At 42.1% G+C, this 18,573-nt stretch carries 17 protein-coding genes and 3 tRNA genes; 9 read left to right on the top strand and 11 right to left on the bottom strand.

Annotated elements, in window-relative coordinates:
* Window positions 1–324: 324 nt before the first annotated feature.
* The 4 genes from J0L60_00975 to J0L60_00990 form a co-directional block, all read right to left on the bottom strand.
* Complete coding sequence (locus tag J0L60_00975) at window positions 325–780, bottom strand: DUF2975 domain-containing protein (GenBank protein ID MBN8544679.1); 456 nt, start codon at window positions 778–780, stop codon at window positions 325–327.
* A 115-nt stretch (window positions 781–895) separates the two neighbouring features.
* Window positions 896–967, bottom strand: a tRNA-Glu gene (locus J0L60_00980).
* 56 nt (window positions 968–1,023) lie between these two features.
* Window positions 1,024–1,097, bottom strand: a tRNA-Arg gene (locus J0L60_00985).
* Between the two features lie 28 nt (window positions 1,098–1,125).
* Window positions 1,126–1,200, bottom strand: a tRNA-Pro gene (locus J0L60_00990).
* Between the two features lie 257 nt (window positions 1,201–1,457).
* On the opposite strand from J0L60_00990, the gene J0L60_00995 reads away from it, so the two are divergent.
* The 4 genes from J0L60_00995 to J0L60_01010 all read left to right on the top strand — a co-directional run bounded on the left by J0L60_00995 (window position 1,458) and on the right by J0L60_01010 (window position 6,103).
* Entirely contained in the window at window positions 1,458–2,879 is a 1,422-nt protein-coding gene (locus J0L60_00995; protein ID MBN8544680.1) for a hypothetical protein, read from the top strand.
* 1 nt (window position 2,880) lies between these two features.
* Window positions 2,881–4,110: an ABC transporter permease gene (locus J0L60_01000; protein MBN8544681.1), complete on the top strand. Its 1,230-nt coding sequence runs from the start codon at window positions 2,881–2,883 to the stop codon at window positions 4,108–4,110.
* Entirely contained in the window at window positions 4,107–5,342 is a 1,236-nt protein-coding gene (locus J0L60_01005; GenBank protein MBN8544682.1) for an ABC transporter permease, read from the top strand. The genes J0L60_01000 and J0L60_01005 overlap by 4 nt, the downstream gene beginning before the upstream one ends.
* A gap of 80 nt (window positions 5,343–5,422) precedes the next feature.
* A complete protein-coding gene (locus tag J0L60_01010; protein MBN8544683.1) occupies window positions 5,423–6,103 on the top strand; it encodes an ABC transporter ATP-binding protein in 681 nt (226 codons plus the stop codon).
* Window positions 6,104–6,358: 255 nt separating this feature from the next.
* Here J0L60_01010 and J0L60_01015 read toward each other — a convergent pair whose 3' ends face one another.
* From J0L60_01015 to J0L60_01025, 3 genes are read right to left on the bottom strand one after another with little or no spacing between them, the layout of a single operon-like run.
* Window positions 6,359–7,228 carry a CxxxxCH/CxxCH domain-containing protein gene (locus J0L60_01015; protein ID MBN8544684.1) on the bottom strand — a complete coding sequence of 290 codons (870 nt, stop codon included), beginning with the start codon at window positions 7,226–7,228 and terminating at the stop codon, window positions 6,359–6,361.
* Between the two features lie 17 nt (window positions 7,229–7,245).
* A complete protein-coding gene (locus tag J0L60_01020; GenBank protein ID MBN8544685.1) occupies window positions 7,246–8,463 on the bottom strand; it encodes a cytochrome C in 1,218 nt (405 codons plus the stop codon).
* A 10-nt stretch (window positions 8,464–8,473) separates the two neighbouring features.
* Complete coding sequence (locus tag J0L60_01025) at window positions 8,474–9,580, bottom strand: hypothetical protein (protein ID MBN8544686.1); 1,107 nt, start codon at window positions 9,578–9,580, stop codon at window positions 8,474–8,476.
* A 353-nt stretch (window positions 9,581–9,933) separates the two neighbouring features.
* Here J0L60_01025 and J0L60_01030 point away from each other — a divergent pair, with 353 nt between their 5' ends.
* Genes J0L60_01030 through J0L60_01045 form a run of 4 tightly spaced genes read left to right on the top strand, consistent with a single transcriptional unit; the run spans window position 9,934 to window position 14,079 of the window.
* The gene (locus J0L60_01030; protein MBN8544687.1) at window positions 9,934–11,514 is read left to right on the top strand and encodes a HAMP domain-containing histidine kinase; all 1,581 of its coding nucleotides are present in this window, start codon (window positions 9,934–9,936) and stop codon (window positions 11,512–11,514) included.
* On the top strand, window positions 11,514–12,845 hold the full coding sequence (locus J0L60_01035; protein MBN8544688.1) for a sigma-54-dependent Fis family transcriptional regulator: 1,332 nt from the start codon (window positions 11,514–11,516) through the stop codon (window positions 12,843–12,845). The genes J0L60_01030 and J0L60_01035 overlap by 1 nt, the downstream gene beginning before the upstream one ends.
* 19 nt (window positions 12,846–12,864) lie before the next feature.
* Window positions 12,865–13,425 carry an archemetzincin gene (locus J0L60_01040; protein ID MBN8544689.1) on the top strand — a complete coding sequence of 187 codons (561 nt, stop codon included), beginning with the start codon at window positions 12,865–12,867 and terminating at the stop codon, window positions 13,423–13,425.
* Window positions 13,426–13,461: 36 nt separating this feature from the next.
* Entirely contained in the window at window positions 13,462–14,079 is a 618-nt protein-coding gene (locus tag J0L60_01045) for a hypothetical protein (GenBank protein MBN8544690.1), read from the top strand.
* Window positions 14,080–14,107: 28 nt separating this feature from the next.
* Here J0L60_01045 and J0L60_01050 read toward each other — a convergent pair whose 3' ends face one another.
* The 4 genes from J0L60_01050 to J0L60_01065 form a co-directional block, all read right to left on the bottom strand.
* Window positions 14,108–15,523 carry an MBL fold metallo-hydrolase gene (locus J0L60_01050; GenBank protein ID MBN8544691.1) on the bottom strand — a complete coding sequence of 472 codons (1,416 nt, stop codon included), beginning with the start codon at window positions 15,521–15,523 and terminating at the stop codon, window positions 14,108–14,110.
* Window positions 15,524–15,534: 11 nt separating this feature from the next.
* Entirely contained in the window at window positions 15,535–15,876 is a 342-nt protein-coding gene (locus tag J0L60_01055; GenBank protein ID MBN8544692.1) for a rhodanese-like domain-containing protein, read from the bottom strand.
* 73 nt (window positions 15,877–15,949) lie between these two features.
* Entirely contained in the window at window positions 15,950–16,732 is a 783-nt protein-coding gene (locus tag J0L60_01060) for a sulfite exporter TauE/SafE family protein (protein MBN8544693.1), read from the bottom strand.
* Window positions 16,733–16,894: 162 nt separating this feature from the next.
* Window positions 16,895–17,815, bottom strand: a complete 921-nt coding sequence (locus J0L60_01065; protein ID MBN8544694.1) for a hypothetical protein — start codon at window positions 17,813–17,815, stop codon at window positions 16,895–16,897.
* Window positions 17,816–17,935: 120 nt separating this feature from the next.
* Here J0L60_01065 and J0L60_01070 point away from each other — a divergent pair, with 120 nt between their 5' ends.
* On the top strand, window positions 17,936–18,562 hold the full coding sequence (locus J0L60_01070; protein MBN8544695.1) for a YceH family protein: 627 nt from the start codon (window positions 17,936–17,938) through the stop codon (window positions 18,560–18,562).
* The last annotated feature ends 11 nt before the right edge of the window (window positions 18,563–18,573 follow it).

The following is an 18,573-nucleotide window of genomic DNA, read 5'->3' on the forward strand; positions in this document are numbered from 1 at the left end:
TGGAAATTAGAAAAAATTCTCGAGTTAAGCAAAGGTTTTTATAGTTCCACGGATATCACGGATTGAACACGGATTCTACGGATTGGATTTTGAGCCCTTGTGGCGACATGTGGGTAGAAACAGGTATGAGCTATGATCTATGAACTATGAGCTGTTGTATTTTAGCCCTTGTGGCGACATATGGGTAAATAGGTATGAACTATGATCTATGAACTATGAGTTGCTGTATTTTAGCCCTTGTGGCGACATGTGGGTAGAAAAATCAGTCAACAAACTTTAAAAGAGCCCTTGCGGCGACATATGGGTAGAAAATGGCACACGGATTTAACGGATTTGTACAGATGATTTTTGTACATATTTTTCAGCCTTCGTGGCAGCAACAGCTACCAATAGTGAACCCGTTGCGATGATTACACCCATAAAAACTCCACCGGCAGGGTCATCGCTGTTACTTGAAAGGATGATGATTTCTCCTATTGTGACAAAAATAATGAGGAGGAAGGCACAGAATCTTATTGTTTTTAAGGAATTTACGGCAGTTTGCGAAAATAGCCTGTTTTGACCGTAAAGGCCGGAGAGTTTGAATCCCTCATAGAGTGCAATGAAGAATGGGATTGATGCCAAATAAGCGAAGGCAAGAAACGGATCGTTGAAGTAAATTTGGAAAGTGGTGGAATGTGCATTTCTCCCTTCGAGGTGCGGTTCCCAAAGCATAAACACAAAGGCAGTGAGTCCGATAATTAAAATGGCTGTTTGGAGAAGGATTGAGATTTTTTTCATCGAGTGTGATTTCAGAAAATTGAATCTGAAAATATAGTCATCTTTCCCGGATAAAACAGAGTTGGATTTAAAAAGTCAAAACCCTCATCTTCAGAAGAAAATGAGGGTTTTTTTGTGACCCCAAGGGGATTCGAACCCCTATTACCGCCGTGAAAGGGCGATGTCCTAACCTTTAGACGATGGGGCCATCTAAAGTAATACAACAAAACAAGTTTATTTAAAAGTTCCGGAACAAAATTCTTGTGAGCCCGAGTGGACTCGAACCACTAACCCTCAGCTTAGAAGGCTGATGCTCTATCCGATTGAGCTACGGGCCCATAGAAAATCGTCAGATAACTGGATTTGTCGGGGTAGCAGGATTCGAACCTGCGACCTCCTGGTCCCAAACCAGGCGCGCTAGCCGGGCTACGCTATACCCCGATATACGGTTTTGGTATCTATGGGCAGTATTTTCTGCCGCAAACATTATGTTACAGAACTAAAAATAAACAGACTACAAATATAGGCTTCTGAATAAATTTATCCAAACATTTTTTGAAATTTTCTTAAAAATTGTTTCATTTTTTTCAGAAGCGTTGTGAACAGGCAAAAAAAATGCACGAAACTATTAGTCCTTCATTTCGTATAAATAGGTAAATTTAGAGTTTGATTTTTGAAATTCTTACAATGAGGAAATAATGTCGCGACTTTTAAGTGGCCTGATGTGTTTAATTTTGTTGCAATTCGGTTTACTGGCTCAGAACGGGTATAAGGAACTGCTTCTGGAGGGGGATAAACTTTTGAACAAACGCCCGCCTGATGTGTTGAATGCCCGCATGAAATATCTTGAAGCTCTCAACAAAGAGAAAAACGATCCTGAAGTTTATATAAAGATCGCGATTACTTTCATTTATGCAAAAGATGAGAGAAGTGCAAACATGAATCTGGATCAGGGACTTAAGTTGTTCAAAGAGGGGAAATCGAACATGAAAGCCATCCTTACCTACTACAAAGGGATGGTAAAGGAGTTTGTGCCGCCTGATACAAAAGACACAAACAAGATCAAGAAGCACTTCTCAGAGGCAATCAGATATTATCTTGAGTCGCTGGATTATCTCGAAGTTCCTGTTTTCAGATGGAATGACTTCGACTTTTCCAAAGTAAACATTTATAACGATGTCGGCAGAGTATCCATGATGATAAATGATGCTGAAAACGGGAAAAAATACTTCCAGTTGTGTCTGGATGCAATTGGGGCTGACAAGGATAACAAATATTACACGATCTCACATTTTGGATTGGCACAGATATATAAATTCGTCGGCATTCTCGACAGTTCTGTGCACCACTTCAACAAAGTGTTGGAAGTGGATCCAAAAAACATCAACGCATTGAGTGAGCTTTACGGCATGTATTTCGATGCGGGTGACTACGACAAAGGTTTCATCGTCGTGAACAGGATCGATTCGATGATGTCAGTTACTTATGATGCTTTGATGAAGAGGAAAGATGCACCTAAAGATTCGATTCAGTACATCGCAAATATCATTTACAATACAAAGATGGAAAAGGGGCACCTCAAATTCAATTCGAAGTCGTATGAGGAGTCGCTGAATTTTTATGCAGAAGCCTACAAGTATAAAAAGAATAAAAAGCTGATCGAGCTATTGAAAAAAATGACAATTCTGAACGAGTTGTCGAAAAACGGGTGGATGCCGGTCGTGAAGGATGCACAGTTTATCAAACACGGAAATGAATACTTCTTTTATTCCCCGGCTGAACTTAAGACAAATCCTGATTCCAGCGTGACAGCCACCATAAAATCGGTTGTTACTGCAGATGTGGATTTAAACATGTTGAATGTTTTCCAGTCGGAGTTTGATCAGACCGCTCCCGACAATATCGACAAGGTATTGAAGAGCAAATATGGACAAAATGAGTACAACTGGACATTTGTCTGCGGGAAAAATGATTTTGTGCAGAATTTTGAAAAGAAATTTGATCCGACGGGCAAAGATGTGTCGAAACCGAATTCATCAAAACCAGTGAACAAAACGGCAACATCGGACAGTTTTGAGCTTGATATATTGAAATTTCTTTGCAGAGCCGCAGGAAAATAACTTGAGTGCATCATTATTTCTGCTTAAGAGGTATCTGAAACCCGGCAACAAGTCGAAGACATATACATTTTTCTCGGTTGCTGCCCTTGCCGGCATTGCCCTTGGTGTGACGACTCTTGTGGTCGCATTGAGCGTGCTCGAGGGATATGAAAAAGTAATCAGCGAAAAGCTTGTAACTTTCGATTCCGACATTCAGATTTACGGATATGGTAATCAGGATTTACCCGAGCCCGAAAAGGCAGAAAAAACGATAAAGAAGGTCATTGGTTCAGGTCTTCAATCGATAGAATTCGGTGCCCAGAAAATTTGTATTCTGGGAAAAAGCCGCATTAATGAAGGTGTAACCCTTAAAGGGATATCTGACGGTTACCTTGAGAAGAGAGAAGGATTGAAACTTGTAGCGGGCAGCTTCGATCTTGGACTTGATGATGACTCGTTGAACCGTGTGGTAATCGGCAAGACACTCGCAACAAAACTGAGGGTGAAGCCGGGTGATGTTGTAAATTTCTTCGCTATAAATGCCGTCGATTTAAAGAGCATGACAGCACTTCCTGCAGTTGAAAATTTCGTTGTATCAGGTATCTATCAGACGGGAATGGGGAAGTATGATGATGCTTTTGCCTATACCGCCATTTCGCAGTTGCAAAGATTGTATGAGATGGACGACAAGATAAATCTGATCGAAGTGAAGTTAAAGCGGGGGATACCTGCTGATTCTTTGAAAAATGAGTTGCAACAGACGCTGGGGCATCCGTTCTTCGCTGTCACTTTTGTTGATGCCAACAGGCAGATGTTCAACTGGATAGAACTGCAGAGGAAACCGATTCCGATAGTTCTGGGTCTTATCATCGTTGTTGCAGCATTTAACATTATAAGTGCTCTTTTGATGCTCGTTCTCGATAAAACGAATACCATCGGTACGCTGAAAGCAATCGGTGCCTCACCCGGATTTATTACTAGGATTTTCCTTGTCAGAGGTTTGCTGCTTGGAGTTGGAGGTGCTGTTGTTGGTGTAATATTTGGTTACATACTGTGCTATATTCAAATGGAATTCGGATTGGTTCAACTGAATCCGACCATTTATTTTGTCGACAAGGTACCGATATCCATCAATCCGACATATTTCCTTATCGTATTTGGAATTTCAGTTGCGCTCAGTTTCCTGTCATCGCTAATTCCCGCATTCGCTGCATCAAGAATTGATCCTGTAAAAGCGTTGAGGTTCAATTGAAAACAGGATCACTTTCACTTTTCTTTGCTTTGCGATATCTTCTCAGCAAGCGACACATAAATTTTATTTCCATCATTTCATTTCTTTCGATTGGCGGAATTACTCTCGGAGTAGCAGCTTTAATCATTGTTCTGGCAATTTTCAATGGATTTGCCGGGATGGTCAGGTCATTTTTAGTAAGTTTTGAACCACACCTCCGTATTGAATCAGTCGCTGAAGACCCGGGGTCTTCACTCGATTCCGTTAAGCGATACATCGAACAAAGTCCTTATAAAGACAGCTTTTCGGGATTTGTTGAAGGGAAGACTGCCGTAATTTCGAAGGATTACAACAGGATTGCCCGCTTAAAAGGAATTGATCCGGGGAAGGGAAAAGATGTTTACGGCATAAAAGAGGCACTTTGGTCGGGTGAGTACAATTTCTCAGGCGAGTTGGGGGCTGCATTTATCGGCATAAATTTGTCAGAAAAATTGGGTCTTGGAATTGGTGATACTCTCACAGTTTTATCGCCGGCCGGTATCGAGAATCTTGTCTCTGGTGCCGGGAATGTCCAAAACATTCAGTTGGTTGTGAAGGGCATTTACCAGTCGAAAAACAACGAGTATGATGGAGAATACATTTTTACCGATCTTGAGCATGCCGGATTTGTTCTCGGTTATGGTGATGAAGTGCAGGGATATGAAATCCGGTTTGACGACTACAAAAAGGCTGATGGTCTTAAGGAAATCATGAGTGAAAAATTCGGTAACAAGGACCTGGTCTTTTCCACCTGGTATGACCTCCACAGTGACATTTACAATGTGATGATGCTCGAAAGACTTGTAGCCTGGTTCCTTTTGTCGTTGATTATTCTCGTAGCGGTCTTCAATATCCTGGCATCCCTTACCATGTCGGTAATGGAGAAAAAAAGGGATATAGGTGTTTTGACTGCGATGGGGATGGAAAAATCGACAATTATTCGCATTTTTGTCATTCAGGGGTTTCTGACCGGAGTGATTGGTACCCTTGCAGGCGGACTCATCGGATTTGGACTTTACTATCTGCAAATTAACTATCACATAATCGCTCTCGATCCGCTGCGTTTCAAAATGGCATACATGCCTATGGAGCTCAATTTTATCGACTATTTCCTCATACTTTCCGCTTCAATCGGGTTGTCACTTCTTGCTTCTGTCTATCCGGCAAAAAAAGCAGCAGAAATTGACCCGATAGACGCAATCAGGTGGGAGTGAGATGATTCCGGTATCTATTCTTTTAGTGAAAAATTAAGACCGTCAGCGGTAGCACAGATCAGAAATTAAAAATGAGCAGTATGAATAACATAATTAACGGCAGCGGACTGGTGAAGTCCTACAAAGTTTCAAAACAAAACACACTTGAAGTTTTGAAAGGTGTTGACATTTCGATTCCGGAGAACAAAATTTCCGTGATAGTCGGTGCGTCAGGTGCCGGAAAAAGCACCCTTCTGCATATTATCAGTGGACTTGATAAACCTGATGCCGGAAATGTGAATATAATGGGGACGGATATTTTTTCGTTAAGTCAAAAGAAACTCTCGAAATTCAGAAACGAAAACATCGGATTTGTTTTTCAGTTTCATCACCTTTTACCTGAGTTTACGGCTCTTGAAAATGTTTCGATTCCTTTGTTAATAGCCGGAAAAGGGAAGAAAGAGGCCTTCGAAAGAGCACTTCAGCTCATTTCCATTACAGGTCTCGAATCACGAAAAAACCATAAGCCGGCAGAACTTTCCGGAGGTGAGCAGCAGAGAGCCGCCCTGGCAAGAGCTCTCAGCAACAATCCAAAAGTCATCCTTGCCGATGAACCCACCGGAAACCTCGATTCCAACAACGCAAACGCAATAAACGATCTGTTTCTTAAGCTGAGAGATGAATTTGGGAAAACCTTCGTAATTGTCACCCATAACAAAGACCTCATGGCTATCGGCGACAACCTCATCGAAATGGCAGATGGAAAGGTTGTTAGGTATTAGGTATGAGCTATGATCTGTGAACTATGAGCTGACTTCAACTTGAATTTCGGAAGAGGAGCGACAATCGTCTCGATTGTCCTGCCGCAAAACTAAATTTTCACCAGCCAAAATTTTACCACCAAACACTTCAAAAAAATCCCATTTCCGATGTAATAAATTTTCTGAATATCGTGTTCATAAAAAAAAGCTGCCCCTTTTGAGGCAGCCTTTTTGATTTAAGTTTTGAAGCGGACTATAACCGTCCGTTAACTTTGCTTAGTAATCGATATCATTTCCGAAGATACGAAGTTTTCCGTCAACATGTACTCTGGTTGAATCAACAGTCCAGGTACTTGTTGTGGCATTGTATTTCGTGGAGTTGTGACATCCTGTGCAATTGTTTGCAAATGAGCCCTGAATGTGGGTTCCTTTTGGTAAAGGATTTCCTGTTACAGGATCTCCGTGGCAACTGCCGCATTTCTTACCATTGACTCCATCTGTCCATTTAACGGCGTTTGTCAGGTTACCGTTTTTGAAGTAACCATGGCAGTAAGTGTTTGCACAACCATTCGTAGTTGAATAAGTCGGCGCAGGAGTGTAAGTTGGCAACGATGCTGCATAATTTGCTGTACCCGGTTTATTCGACTGGGTTTTGGTAAAAGTACCAAACACAATTTCAGCAGGATCATCAGGATTATCAATATGACCGGCAGCATAATATGTTGCAGGAACAGTGTGACACTCGACGCAGGCAACTTTTTTACCCTGGACATTTACATAGAGATGTGGATTATGTGCACCATTTGTAGTCGGAGCAATAACTGACGGGTCTCTGTAACTTCCATGGCATGTATTACATGCTTCGGGTCCCTTTGGCTGGGTGTGGCATTTTAAGCAGGATGCACTTGCTCCCATAATTCCGCCGGCATAATTACTGCCGTGACATGCAGTACACGGTTTCATATTATACTTCTGATTTTTGATCAGAACGGAATGATGGTCGGGTGCACCTCTTTTAACAATTCCTTCGGTATGAGCATTAACAGCAGGAGCTGCAGGAATGTCTTCCTTCAACTTGCTGCAACCTGCAAAGAGGAACGCCAATGATACGGACAACAAAACAGAATAAAAATATAACTTTTTCATTTACTTAACCTCGGCGATTATTTATGGCAATAACCGCAGAATCCTATGCCGGTTATTCCGTTAGGTTTTGCGTTTGCATCAGTGTGACAATTGTAGCAGACTGAATTCATGTCTTTATGCCAGTCTCCATTTTCGCTTTTCATGAATCCGGAAAGGTGAGTTTTCGGATTGGTTCCTTTTATTCCGTCAGCATCGTTATGACACTGTACGCAGACAGGATCAGCACCTGATGCATCGTGGCAGGAAGCACATGAACCAAGGTCTCTTTTAGCCAGCAGTGCGTGTTCACCGCCACCTGAGCCAACACCAATCATAACAAAATTAGTTTTGGTATGCGAGTAGGGGACGAACCCTGCCTGAGCAAAATCGCCGCCTTTTTGGTTGTGACAGGTGGAGCAGAAAGTTTCAGTCTGGTGGCAGGTCTGACAATCAGAGGCTTTTCCCTTAAAATCGATTCCGTGTGAGAATCTGTAGTTAAGGTCGTGTACTCTGGAAAGTTTTTGAACCTTTGCACCATCTGTGAAATTGCTGCCTTCGCCCGGTTTGTAGAAACTTTCATCTGTGTTGCCTTCAGTCATAACTGAATTGGCAAGATGGCATTCCTGGCATGACGAATTATCGTGGCACATCATGCAGTTGGCTCCGGGAGCCATCGCAGCAAATTTGTGTCTTGTTGAGAATTCAGCAAGCTTGTGAGTTTGTGGAACCAGACTTGCAGTGGATATGTGGCAGGCTTCGCATGCATTAGTTGCAAGTTTTGTCTCTGCGTGACATGTCCAGCATGCTTCCATTGTCGGATTGTATTTTCCTCTTATTTCTACGCCTGTTGAGAGGTTCACATCTTTATGGCATCCGAGACACTTCTCTCCATTTTTTGCAAGAGGAGCGTTTTTAAGATGAAAAGCGTGGTTGAAAATAAGGCCTGAAGTTTTTTGTTTAAGAGGTTCGTAGACATCTTCGAAGTGGCAGGTGCCGCATTTGTCGGAATTTTCGACATCGTGGCAGCTTGCGCAGACTGATTTCTCAGGCAGCATTCTTTGGTTAAGAGAAGTGGCGGTTGTGATTCCGGTGTGGCAATCCGCACATTCCATCACTGAGGAATGGAGCTCGTGTGAAAATTTGATGACCTTTGATGTTGAATCTGAAGTCAGATGGCTTCTTGAAGTAAAAGCCGAAAAGAGCAGAAACGCAACAGCAAGGATCGTCAGACTTGAGTAAATATATTTTGTTTTCATAGCCATCTATCTAAAAAATTGTGTTAAACCAGTAATTAGCTTTGAAGAACATTCTGAGATCGTTCTTGTATATTTTGTTGTTCAGGTATTGAGCCTGAAGGTCGAAAGACAACCATCTGATGGCTCTGATATTCAGACCACCCATAATTGTTGTCAGACTGTTTGTTTCTGCATCAGGAGAGAGTTTATAACTTGTATAAGCAATTCCTGCTGAAGGGGTGATAAGCCCGTCGAAAAGCGATTTGGCGAGATACAACGAGATTGCATCCTGTTCACCGGCATAACCCATACTTTTTCTGTAGCTTAGTGAGCCAAAGTTTGTGTTTGCAGAGATTGTGAATCTGCTTGCGTTATCTCCCTGATAGCTTACAACACCAACTCTGCCGTTGAGAGTAATGCTTTTTGTCAGGTCGTATCCTGCACCGACTTCGATTTCCGTCGTGTTGGCAAAATCGAACACAGAGAAGATTGAATTGTATCTGATCCGTGGTGCGAGGTAGTTATAATAGACATTGAAGTGCCAGTTTTTCACAGGACTTGAGACACCATCGAACTCAATTCTGGATGTTTTCTGATAATTCATGTCATATTCATATCGTGCGTTAAACTGAAAACCTTCGCCCTGATCGTACGAGATTCTTCCCTGGAGGAATTTATACTGGTTCGATTTTTCCTGAATCAGCACCGAGATGGGGTTGAAAGCGTCATCAAGACGGGTAGCCGTATATGAATAAGGCTTAAAGTTCTTGACAAATCCGCCGACACCAACGAGTAGCTGGGGGATAATCTGAGCCTTCAATTCTCCACCGAGTAAATAGTCATCTTTCCAACTGTCGGTGATCTCAAGTTTTTGGTAAGCGGGAACATTTCCGCCATACCATGCATCGAGTCCGAACATTTTGTAAGCAGCATTTACCGAAACACCATCGAAAACCCCGCCGGCAATTGTTGAAAAGACAGGTTGTCTGCCTATCTTCACAGTTGCTATGTCAAAAAGTTTTCTTGCTTCAAAATAGAGGTTATAAACCCTCAACCTTGAATCGGCGCTTGTGTTGAAGTAATTCTCGTAATTTAAATGAGTCCTTAAAGAGAATTTTTCGTAATTCAGATTAAGGATCGCAGAATGGTAACCTCTGGCTTGGAAGTCGGAGGTGGCAGGGGCATCATATCTCTCAAACATGTAGACAGATGAACTGATCCTGCCGTTTATACTCTGGCCAAACACAGGTGCTGCCAGGATGAGGAGGACAAAAAGTGTGGAAATTGTTCGCATAAAATAGAACCGATATAATTATAACAATTTTGAGATACTAAAAATTAAGGTATTTTTTCGACTCCTGCAAATTAAATCTTTGAAAACTCAAAAATATTTTTTTCACAGTGCAAAAAATCTAAATTTTCATTGTTTTAATATACTAAATTATTATAATTTAACACTAAGAATTCATTTTTTTATTTACGAAACTTAAAATGAAAAAAATTACCGGAAGCCTGAGCTTCAAATTGGTATTCATCACCTCCGCTGTTTTGGTGATTATGCTTGTCACACAGACACTGCTGACCACAGCAAAACTCCGGGAGGACATGATTGAATCACTCTCCACAAATGCCTACAATCTAAGCGAATTGATAAAAAATTCAACACGGTACAGCATGATTCTTAATTCCAAAGAACATGTGAATGAGATATTTAAAAATCTTGAGAAAAAGGATGGAATTCTCTCCATCAAACTTTATGATAAAGAAGGATTTGTAAGATTTGCGGGTGACAAGAAATATCTGAAGCAGAGTGTCAGTATTAAGTCGGACATTTGCTCGCCATGTCACTCGTCTGATCAGCGACCACTTGAAAAACTTTCGCTGATTGACCGTAGAAGGATAGTTAATGACGGCACCAACAAATATATGCTCCTGCTGAATCCGATTGAAAATGAAAAAGACTGTTCCACATCCGGATGTCACTCCGATGCACACAGTTCGAAAATTCTTGGGATTCTTGAAGTAAAAATGTCGCTTGAGAACATAGATGACATTGTTGAGGCGAATATAGAGACAGTAATAACAAACTCGCTGGTCGGGATGACGGTCATTTCGATACTTACAGCTCTTCTTGTTACATTTCTTGTAGTAAGACCGATTAAAAAAATCACCAAAGGCATTGGACAGATAGCGGGTGGGAACCTTAACTACAGGATCAAACTAAACAGCAACGATGAGTTTGGTGAAATGGCATCCCAGTTTAACGACATGTCAATGAAACTTGACTCTGCATACAAAGAGATCAAAGAGTGGAATGACACACTTAATACGAAGATCGAAGAAAAAACCGACGAGCTTAAAAATGTCTATGCGGGAATAATTCAGGTCGAAAAACTTGCCTCACTCGGAAAGCTTTCCGCAACGGTGGCGCACGAGTTGAACAACCCGCTTGCCGGAATATTGAACTATTCGAGACTAATAATAAAGAAACTGAACAAACTCGAAAACAAAGCTGAATTCGAAGACATTATCAAATTCCTCACGCTTATAGCTGAAGAATCAGAAAGATGCGGGGGTATTGTGAAGGACCTTCTCCTCTTCTCACACAGAGGCGATGAACAGTATCTTTATTCCAATCTTGCAGAGATTATCACCCGGTCAGAGATGCTGATTAACCATCACCTCGAGATAAACAGGATAAAACTTGTAAAAGAAATTCCCTCTGAACCCGTAATCGTGAACGGTAATCCTCAGAAAATTCAACAGGTAATTCTTTCACTTCTCATAAATGCCATCGAGGCGATGAGCGGTGGAGGCACTATTACCATTAAAGTAGATGATGCCGGGGAACATATTAATATAAGAATTATCGATCAGGGATGTGGAATATCCGAGAAAGATTTGCCGCATATCTTTGAACCTTTCTACTCGACCAAAGAAGCAGTCAGAGGTACGGGGCTCGGGTTGTCGGTTGTGTATGGAATTATTCATGCGCACGAGGGAAATGTTGAGGTTGAGAAGACCTCGAACAGCGGAACAACAATTTTGATAACATTGCCGAAAGTTAAATAATGGGAAAGAAAATTCTTGTCGTTGACGATGAAAAAATATTTAGAGAATCGCTCTTTCACTGGTTTGAAGAGGAAGGATTCGAAGTAACCCCCGTGGACAGCGGGGAAGAGGCACTAAAAGTATATGATGTCGATAAATTTGACATTGTACTTCTCGATATTAAAATGCCGGGAATGAGTGGTCTTGAACTCCTTGCAAAAATAAAACAGATTGACATTCACGCAACAGTGATAATGATCACTGCCTTTGCTTCTGTAACCACTGCAATTCAGGCGTTAAAAGAGGGTGCATACGACTATGTGACGAAGCCTGTTGATCCCGATGAACTTACTCATCTGATTCACAAGGCGTTGAAAGACAGGGAACTGGTTAATGAAAACAGAAAGCTGAAAGAGCGGATTGAGGACCTGATAAAGCCTGACAATCTTATCGGCGAATCTCCTGAAATGCGGAAGATTTATGAATTGATCAATACCGTAGCTGGAGCGGACACCACTGTGCTCATTTACGGTGAAAGCGGGACCGGGAAGGAACTTGTCGCCAAAGCGATTCACATAAATTCACCCAGAAAATATTTTCCCATGATAACCGTCAACTGCGGTGCACTCCCCGAATCACTTCTCGAAAGTGAGCTGTTTGGTCATGAGAGGGGTGCTTTTACGGGTGCTCAATATAAAAGAAAAGGCAAGTTTGAACTTGCCGACAACGGCACTATTTTTCTGGATGAAATCGGACTCGTTTCGCCCAAAACACAAATTGACCTTCTCAGGGTTATTGAGTCGAAACAGTTTACACGGGTGGGTGGAAATGATCTGATCTCGAGTAATTTCCGAGTGATCTGTGCGACGAATGAATCTCTTGAGGAGATGGTAAAAGATGGCAGGTTCAGGGAAGATCTCTATTACCGGCTGAATGTGTTCAGCATTACTATACCACCACTTCGGGACAGGAAAGAGGATATTCCACATCTGGCTGAGCATTTTTTGACCAAGTTTGCATCGGGAATGAACCGAAACATTAAGGGAATTTCAAAAGATGCAATGGAGTTTCTGCAGTCATATCCCTGGCCCGGAAATGTGAGGGAACTGGAAAATGCCATCGAGAGAGCAGTTGTGATGAGAAGAAGTGGTGAGATAAAGCCCGATGATCTTCCGTTTAATATCCATGCTCAAAAATCTGATGAGGAAGAGGCTTTGGAGATAGTCGAGAAGAAACACATCATCAGGATGCTCGAAAAATACGGGTTCAACATCTCCAAAGTTGCCAAGGTACTCGGGATTGACAGGGTTACCTTGTACAACAAGATGAGTAAATACAACATCGAACGGTGATCCCGGCCAGGATGCACGATTGTTAAAAAATTTCTTCTCAAAAAAGAACAACCGGAAGGTTTTTGAGATCGAGTTTCTCGGTTTTACAGATTCGATTCTCTTTAAGAAAATTAAGGCCGACATTGAAATGCGACTTCCTTTAGAGGTACATCAATATGAATCGTTGTTCGATTTGGAATCAGCTCTGAATGAGGAGAGGAATCAGTATTATACCCCCGACATCCTGCAGCACCTTGTAATTACTCATAACGGTAATACTGCCTTCCGAATGGCGCTGCTGAATGTTGATCTCTTTAATCCGGTGTTCAAATATGTTTACGGGGAGGCACAATTGAGGGGTAAACTCTCGGTTGTCTCCCTTTTCAGGTTGCATGAGGAACTTTATACAGGTGAAGCCGACTTCGACCTTCTGTTCACACGCACCCTGAAGGAAATTTATCACGAACTTGGGCACAACATGGGGTTGGTTCACTGCCTTGAGTGGGATTGTGTAATGCACACATCAACTTCGGTGGAAGAAATAGATATTAAAGGGGGATTTTACTGTCCCGAATGCTTCAAAAAAATAAATATTTCGTAAATTTAAGTTTATATTTTTTACATACGGACATTACAAATGAATTTACGATTCCTGACCACAACAACTTTAAATATCCCTGCCAAATTCCGAATTATATTTCTTGTTTCCCTGTTCCTGCCTGTAATCACTTTGCTGACAGGTTGTTCAAAAGAAGAAAAACCGGCCGAAACTCAGACTTTGGAACAACCGGCGATCAAAGGATTCCGTGCTGCTCAATGGGGGATGACAGCAGATGAGGTGAAAAAAGGCGAGAAGCTGAAGGTTACAAAAGAAGATTCTACAGCACTCGTGTTTTCAGGTGAAGTCTACGGCTATAAGGCGGAAGTATTCTACTTTTTTGATGAGTCGGGAACCCTGTTCTCGGGAACAATAAAATTCGTAATCGATGAAAAGAATCCTGACGGGGCAGTTTCAATCTACAAGGCGGTTAGATCGGAACTTGAAAAACAACTCGGTAAACCTTCTGTGGATGAAGTGCTGCTCAACGATTCCACGAAGACAGAAGACATGAAATCTCCCGGTGCTGGTCTGTTGACGGAGAATAAAATTTACACAACTGACTGGAACGACAATCCCGGAACTCAAATAGGGATGATTCTTTCAAAATTGGAGAAATCGCCTCTTTCGCTCGGGATTGTGTACCAGAGAAAATAATTAAAGTTTTTTAATTCCTGGCGGAATTTTATACAACCGGTTCAAGTTCGACTCCGCTTAATACGGGGTGTCCGCTCTGAATCCATGCATTGATACCGCCTGTGAGGTTGGCAACATTTTCAAAACCCATTGACATCAACAGGCTTGCAGCTATTGCAGACCTGTCACCCCCGGCGCAATGGACGACGATAGTCTTGTCCGAAGGCAGACTGCCGACATGTTCTGTCAGCCAGCCTGCAAAGATATGATGAGAACCTTCGATTCTTGCAGCAATTCTTTCAGACTCGTTACGAACATCGAGAATAAAAATTTCATCTCTGTGATCCTCCAGATCCTTACATGTGAACTGTTGCAGCGTTTCCAGCTCAAGTCCTGAGTCTGCAAGTTCTTCCACATCCTCCAGATAGCCGTAAATGTTATCGAGTCCTATTCTTATCAATGCTTTTGTAAGGGCTTCAATCCGGAGAGATGGAGCAACCAGAATAAACGGATCCTGATAATTGAGTATCCAGCCTGCCCATGTACTGAAGGCGGAATTATCCTGTATGTTGATGCTTCCGGGAATATGGCCACCGGAAAATGACAGTTTATTCCTTGTATCAATGACACGGGTACCAAATTTGAGAGCTTCGAGCATTCCCTCAGTATTTAATTTACGGGGTTCAGGCACGCGGGTAAGCAGCGGTCTTGTGGTTTTATTCAGTTTTTTCATCATTGCGAAATACTTGGGAGGTTCCGGCTGTCCTTCAAGCAGTGCTTCAACAAATTTGTCTTCGTCTTCGATCTTGAATGCCCAGTTTACGAGTTTTTCATATCCGACCGTTGAAGAAGGAACGGCCCCTAGAGCTTTTCCACAAGCAGAACCTGCTCCATGAGCCGGCCAAACCTGAAGATGGTCGGGCAGGGCTCTGAACTTCTTCAGGGAATGAAACATCTGACGGGCACCTGCTTCTTTTGTGCCTGCAATTCCTGCAGCTTTTTCGAGGAGGTCAGGTCTTCCGACATCTCCGACAAAAACAAAATCACCGGTAAAAATCATAACCGGATGTGGGGAAGCGGGGGTATCGGTTAGAATAAATGAAATATGTTCAGGTGTATGACCGGGTGAGTGCATCACCTCGATCTTAAGATTTCCCACCATGAAGGAATCGCCATCTTTTAATCCAACATGGGGAAATGAATACTGCCAGTCAGCACCACCTTCATCCGATAAGTAGTGTTTTGCTCCTGTGACTTCAGCAAGTTCCTGTGAACCGGCGAGAAAATCAGCGTGGATGTGAGTCTCCGCAATATGAGTGATTCTTAATTTTTCCTGTTCGGCAATTTTTATATAGTCTTCGATATCTCTTTTTGCATCGATCACGAGAGCTTCACCTGTTTTTTGGCAACCAACAATATAGCTGGCGTGGGCAAGTCCGGGTTCGTATATATGTTTAAAGAACATTTTTCAACTCCTTATCTTTTAGTTTCGTATTTCCAGCTCATGATGCCGCCCGAAAGGTTGAAAACCTTTTCGAATCCGGCTTTCGTCATCATCAAACCTGCCTGGTAGCTTCTGTTTCCGCTTCGGCAGTAGATGTAGTAGCTTTTGTTTTTATCAAGTTTTTCAACCTGACCTGCAAAACCCGCAGACATCAAATCGATGTGTTTTGCACCCGGGATGTATCCGGCAGCCACTTCTCCTGAAGTTCTTACATCGATAACGACTGCGTCGGGATCGCTCTTGAACCCGTCATGAAATTCCGTTGCAGAAAGGTTTTTAACCTTGCTGTTTCCAAAAAAAAGATTTCTTAACATTTTGTTTCCTTTAGTTTTTAATAAAATCTATTCAGATACCCGGTGCGCCGGAAGCGTTACTCTGCCGGGTGAATTACAGGATGAACTCTTTCAGAATCATATAGAGAGCTACTATCAGTATAAAGTATCCAAACCCCTTTTTTAGTGTAGCAGTATCAATTTTTGGTGTGAAATATCCGCCGGTCAGGATACCTGCGATCATCAGAAGAGAAAATTTGATCAGCAGTACCCAGTCGATTTGTTGTATCGCTAAAAATCCTGCGAAGAAGCCGCTCATTGCATTTATCGAAATTATCAGCAGGGAAGTTCCGATCGCTTTTTTCATCTCCATACCTGCAAAAAGAACAAGGACGGGGACAATCATGAAGCCGCCACCGGCACCGAGAAGTCCCATGATTACCCCAAGAATCGCACCCTGAATAAAGAGGCGAAGGTTGTTTTGCGCAATTAACTTTTCAGAATCCTTTTTCTTTAGCATGGAGATTCCGGCGTAAATAATCATTATGGCGAAAAGCCCCAATAGAAAATTCTGCCTGGTTATCTGAAAACCGGAGACAGAAAGCAATACTTCAGGAATGAGAGGAACAATTACTGCGCGTGTAACGACCACCGTTACCAGAGAAGGCACTGCAAAATAGAGTGCAGGTTTAATGTCGATATTCCGTGATATTATGTTCCTGATTGCGCCTACCAGCGAAGTAGCCCCTACAACGAACAAGGAATATGTTATTGCCGTCAATACATCAAGTTTGAGAAGGTATGCAAAGACAGGAACAGTGAGGATCGATCCTCCGGCACCCGTCAAACCCATAACAACTCCAACGATAAACGCGATTAAGAGGGTGATAATTTCCATTAATAATTATTTCCTTTCCGTATTAATCCGATGCATTAAGTATCGAAAAGGATTCAAACAGTGGGGTAAATACATGTAATTTTTCAAAATCATTTAAAATAAAAAGAGGCTGCCTCAAAAGACAGCCTCAAAAACACGGTATTTACTATAAAAAACAGGGAATCAGTTAGCCACTTCAGGTTGCATATCATCGGGTCTTGTGGTAAATCTTACCTTAAGCGGGTTCTGTCCGTCCTGCCCCATGACTTTTAGCTTTGATGTGGCAATCAGTTTTATTTCACCCGGAGTTACCGATTCAATGCTGAAAATGCAGTTCTGAGTCTCTTTCATCTGAGCGGGGATCTGGTAACCAACAAAAGAGTTTCCGCCACCACCACTTGCCTTGTCTTTTTTGTAGTATGCCTGAGCATCCGTCACCACCTCGTAAAGTTCCGAAGCCATGATATTGTAGTATTCGAAAAGTTTTTGTTCAGAAAGGGCGTTAAGATCAACCTCGATTCGGGGATATCCAAATTCAGCCACTTTTGAATATACTTCCGGCTCGTCTGTAAATCCAAATATCACTTCCTTCTTACCGGCTCTTGTATCTATAAGGGCAGAGACAGTGAGTGGGGTCTTTGCTCCGGTCCCTGTAACATCAGCTTTGTATTGTGCTTTCCTGAAACTTAAGCCCGGTTCAGCTTTTACAATTTTTAATTCCTGAAAGAGGGTTCCCAGAAACTGCTGCAAATTTTGAAAGGATTTGTCGTTCTCAAAATTCAGTTTAATGAGATAAATTTCCTGTTTGTCGAAATAGTAAAATTTCAGACCCGCAATACCCTGAACCGATGTTTCGAAGATTTTGAAATCCATTTTCGAAGTGTCGAGGCTCAATACCTTGTCGGTAACCACCGGTTTGGAAATTTTCTTTACTTTTTGGATGGATCCGGGACCGTCGAAAGGGGCAAAAGGATTAACCGTTTCACCGTAAACGAGGAATTGAAGTTCTCCGTCAGAGGTTTTTACAAGGAAATTGTTCAATTGTGGAAATGCTGCCTGGCTCATCAGAAGAGCTAACAATAAAAACATCTTTACATTCGTCATTCAGAAGTCTCTTTTCTTTATTAATCGAATAAGTTTTTAAAAAGGATTAATCATAAAAAATCAATCTGTAATTTACGAAAACTCCTTAACTTTAAAAGTCAAACAAAAAGAAAAAAGAGAATGTTACTTTCAGCAATCGAAGTCAGAATTCTCGGTTCACTGATCGAGAAAAAGCATACCACTCCGGAGTATTATCCGATGAGTCTGAACGCAATCACAAACGCATGCAATCAGAAAAGCAACCGGGATCCTGTAACGGAGTATTCCGAGGATCAAATTGAAAAGTGTATCGAGCAGCTTCGCGAAAAAAGACTTGTTATTCGGGTCACCGGGGCGGGGATCAAAGTGCCAAAGTACCGGGAATTGTTGACGGAACAGCTTTCAGTGTTGCTTCCCGAAGAAGCTGTCATCTGTATACTTGTGCTGCGGGGTGCACAAACCTCAGGAGAGATAAAAAACAGATGTGAAAGAATTTATGATTTCAACGATCTGACAGCGGTGGAGGAGACAGTTGCAAAGCTCACTTCGAGAGAGGATCCTCTTTGCTCTGTGGTTCCGGGAACGCGGGGAAGGGGATTAAAGTACATGCATCTTTTCTACGGGCAGCCCGAGATTCAGAAAAGTGAAGATGCCTTCGAAGTTGCCTACAAGCCTCTCATCGAGGATGAAGTGAGGTTATTAAGGCTTGAAGTTGAGACTCTCAAAGAAGAGATAGCCGGAATCAAACGGGAACTCGGTATAGGGTGATCTCCGGAATT

The sequence above is a fragment of the Ignavibacteria bacterium genome, from assembly GCA_017302895.1.
Classification (GTDB): Bacteria; Bacteroidota; Ignavibacteria; order Ignavibacteriales; family Ignavibacteriaceae; genus UTCHB3.

What these genes read in the sequence shown, in the direction of transcription:
- J0L60_00975 (MBN8544679.1), bottom strand. Translation starts at nt 780, where the DNA reads ATGAAAAAAATCTCAATCCTTCTCCAAACAGCCATTTTAATTATCGGA.
- J0L60_00995 (MBN8544680.1), top strand. Translation starts at nt 1,458, where the DNA reads ATGTCGCGACTTTTAAGTGGCCTGATGTGTTTAATTTTGTTGCAATTC.
- J0L60_01010 (MBN8544683.1), top strand. Translation starts at nt 5,423, where the DNA reads ATGAATAACATAATTAACGGCAGCGGACTGGTGAAGTCCTACAAAGTT.
- J0L60_01015 (MBN8544684.1), bottom strand. Translation starts at nt 7,228, where the DNA reads ATGAAAAAGTTATATTTTTATTCTGTTTTGTTGTCCGTATCATTGGCG.
- J0L60_01020 (MBN8544685.1), bottom strand. Translation starts at nt 8,463, where the DNA reads ATGAAAACAAAATATATTTACTCAAGTCTGACGATCCTTGCTGTTGCG.
- J0L60_01030 (MBN8544687.1), top strand. Translation starts at nt 9,934, where the DNA reads ATGAAAAAAATTACCGGAAGCCTGAGCTTCAAATTGGTATTCATCACC.
- J0L60_01035 (MBN8544688.1), top strand. Translation starts at nt 11,514, where the DNA reads ATGGGAAAGAAAATTCTTGTCGTTGACGATGAAAAAATATTTAGAGAA.
- J0L60_01045 (MBN8544690.1), top strand. Translation starts at nt 13,462, where the DNA reads ATGAATTTACGATTCCTGACCACAACAACTTTAAATATCCCTGCCAAA.
- J0L60_01050 (MBN8544691.1), bottom strand. Translation starts at nt 15,523, where the DNA reads ATGTTCTTTAAACATATATACGAACCCGGACTTGCCCACGCCAGCTAT.
- J0L60_01055 (MBN8544692.1), bottom strand. Translation starts at nt 15,876, where the DNA reads ATGTTAAGAAATCTTTTTTTTGGAAACAGCAAGGTTAAAAACCTTTCT.
- J0L60_01060 (MBN8544693.1), bottom strand. Translation starts at nt 16,732, where the DNA reads ATGGAAATTATCACCCTCTTAATCGCGTTTATCGTTGGAGTTGTTATG.
- J0L60_01065 (MBN8544694.1), bottom strand. Translation starts at nt 17,815, where the DNA reads ATGACGAATGTAAAGATGTTTTTATTGTTAGCTCTTCTGATGAGCCAG.
- J0L60_01070 (MBN8544695.1), top strand. Translation starts at nt 17,936, where the DNA reads ATGTTACTTTCAGCAATCGAAGTCAGAATTCTCGGTTCACTGATCGAG.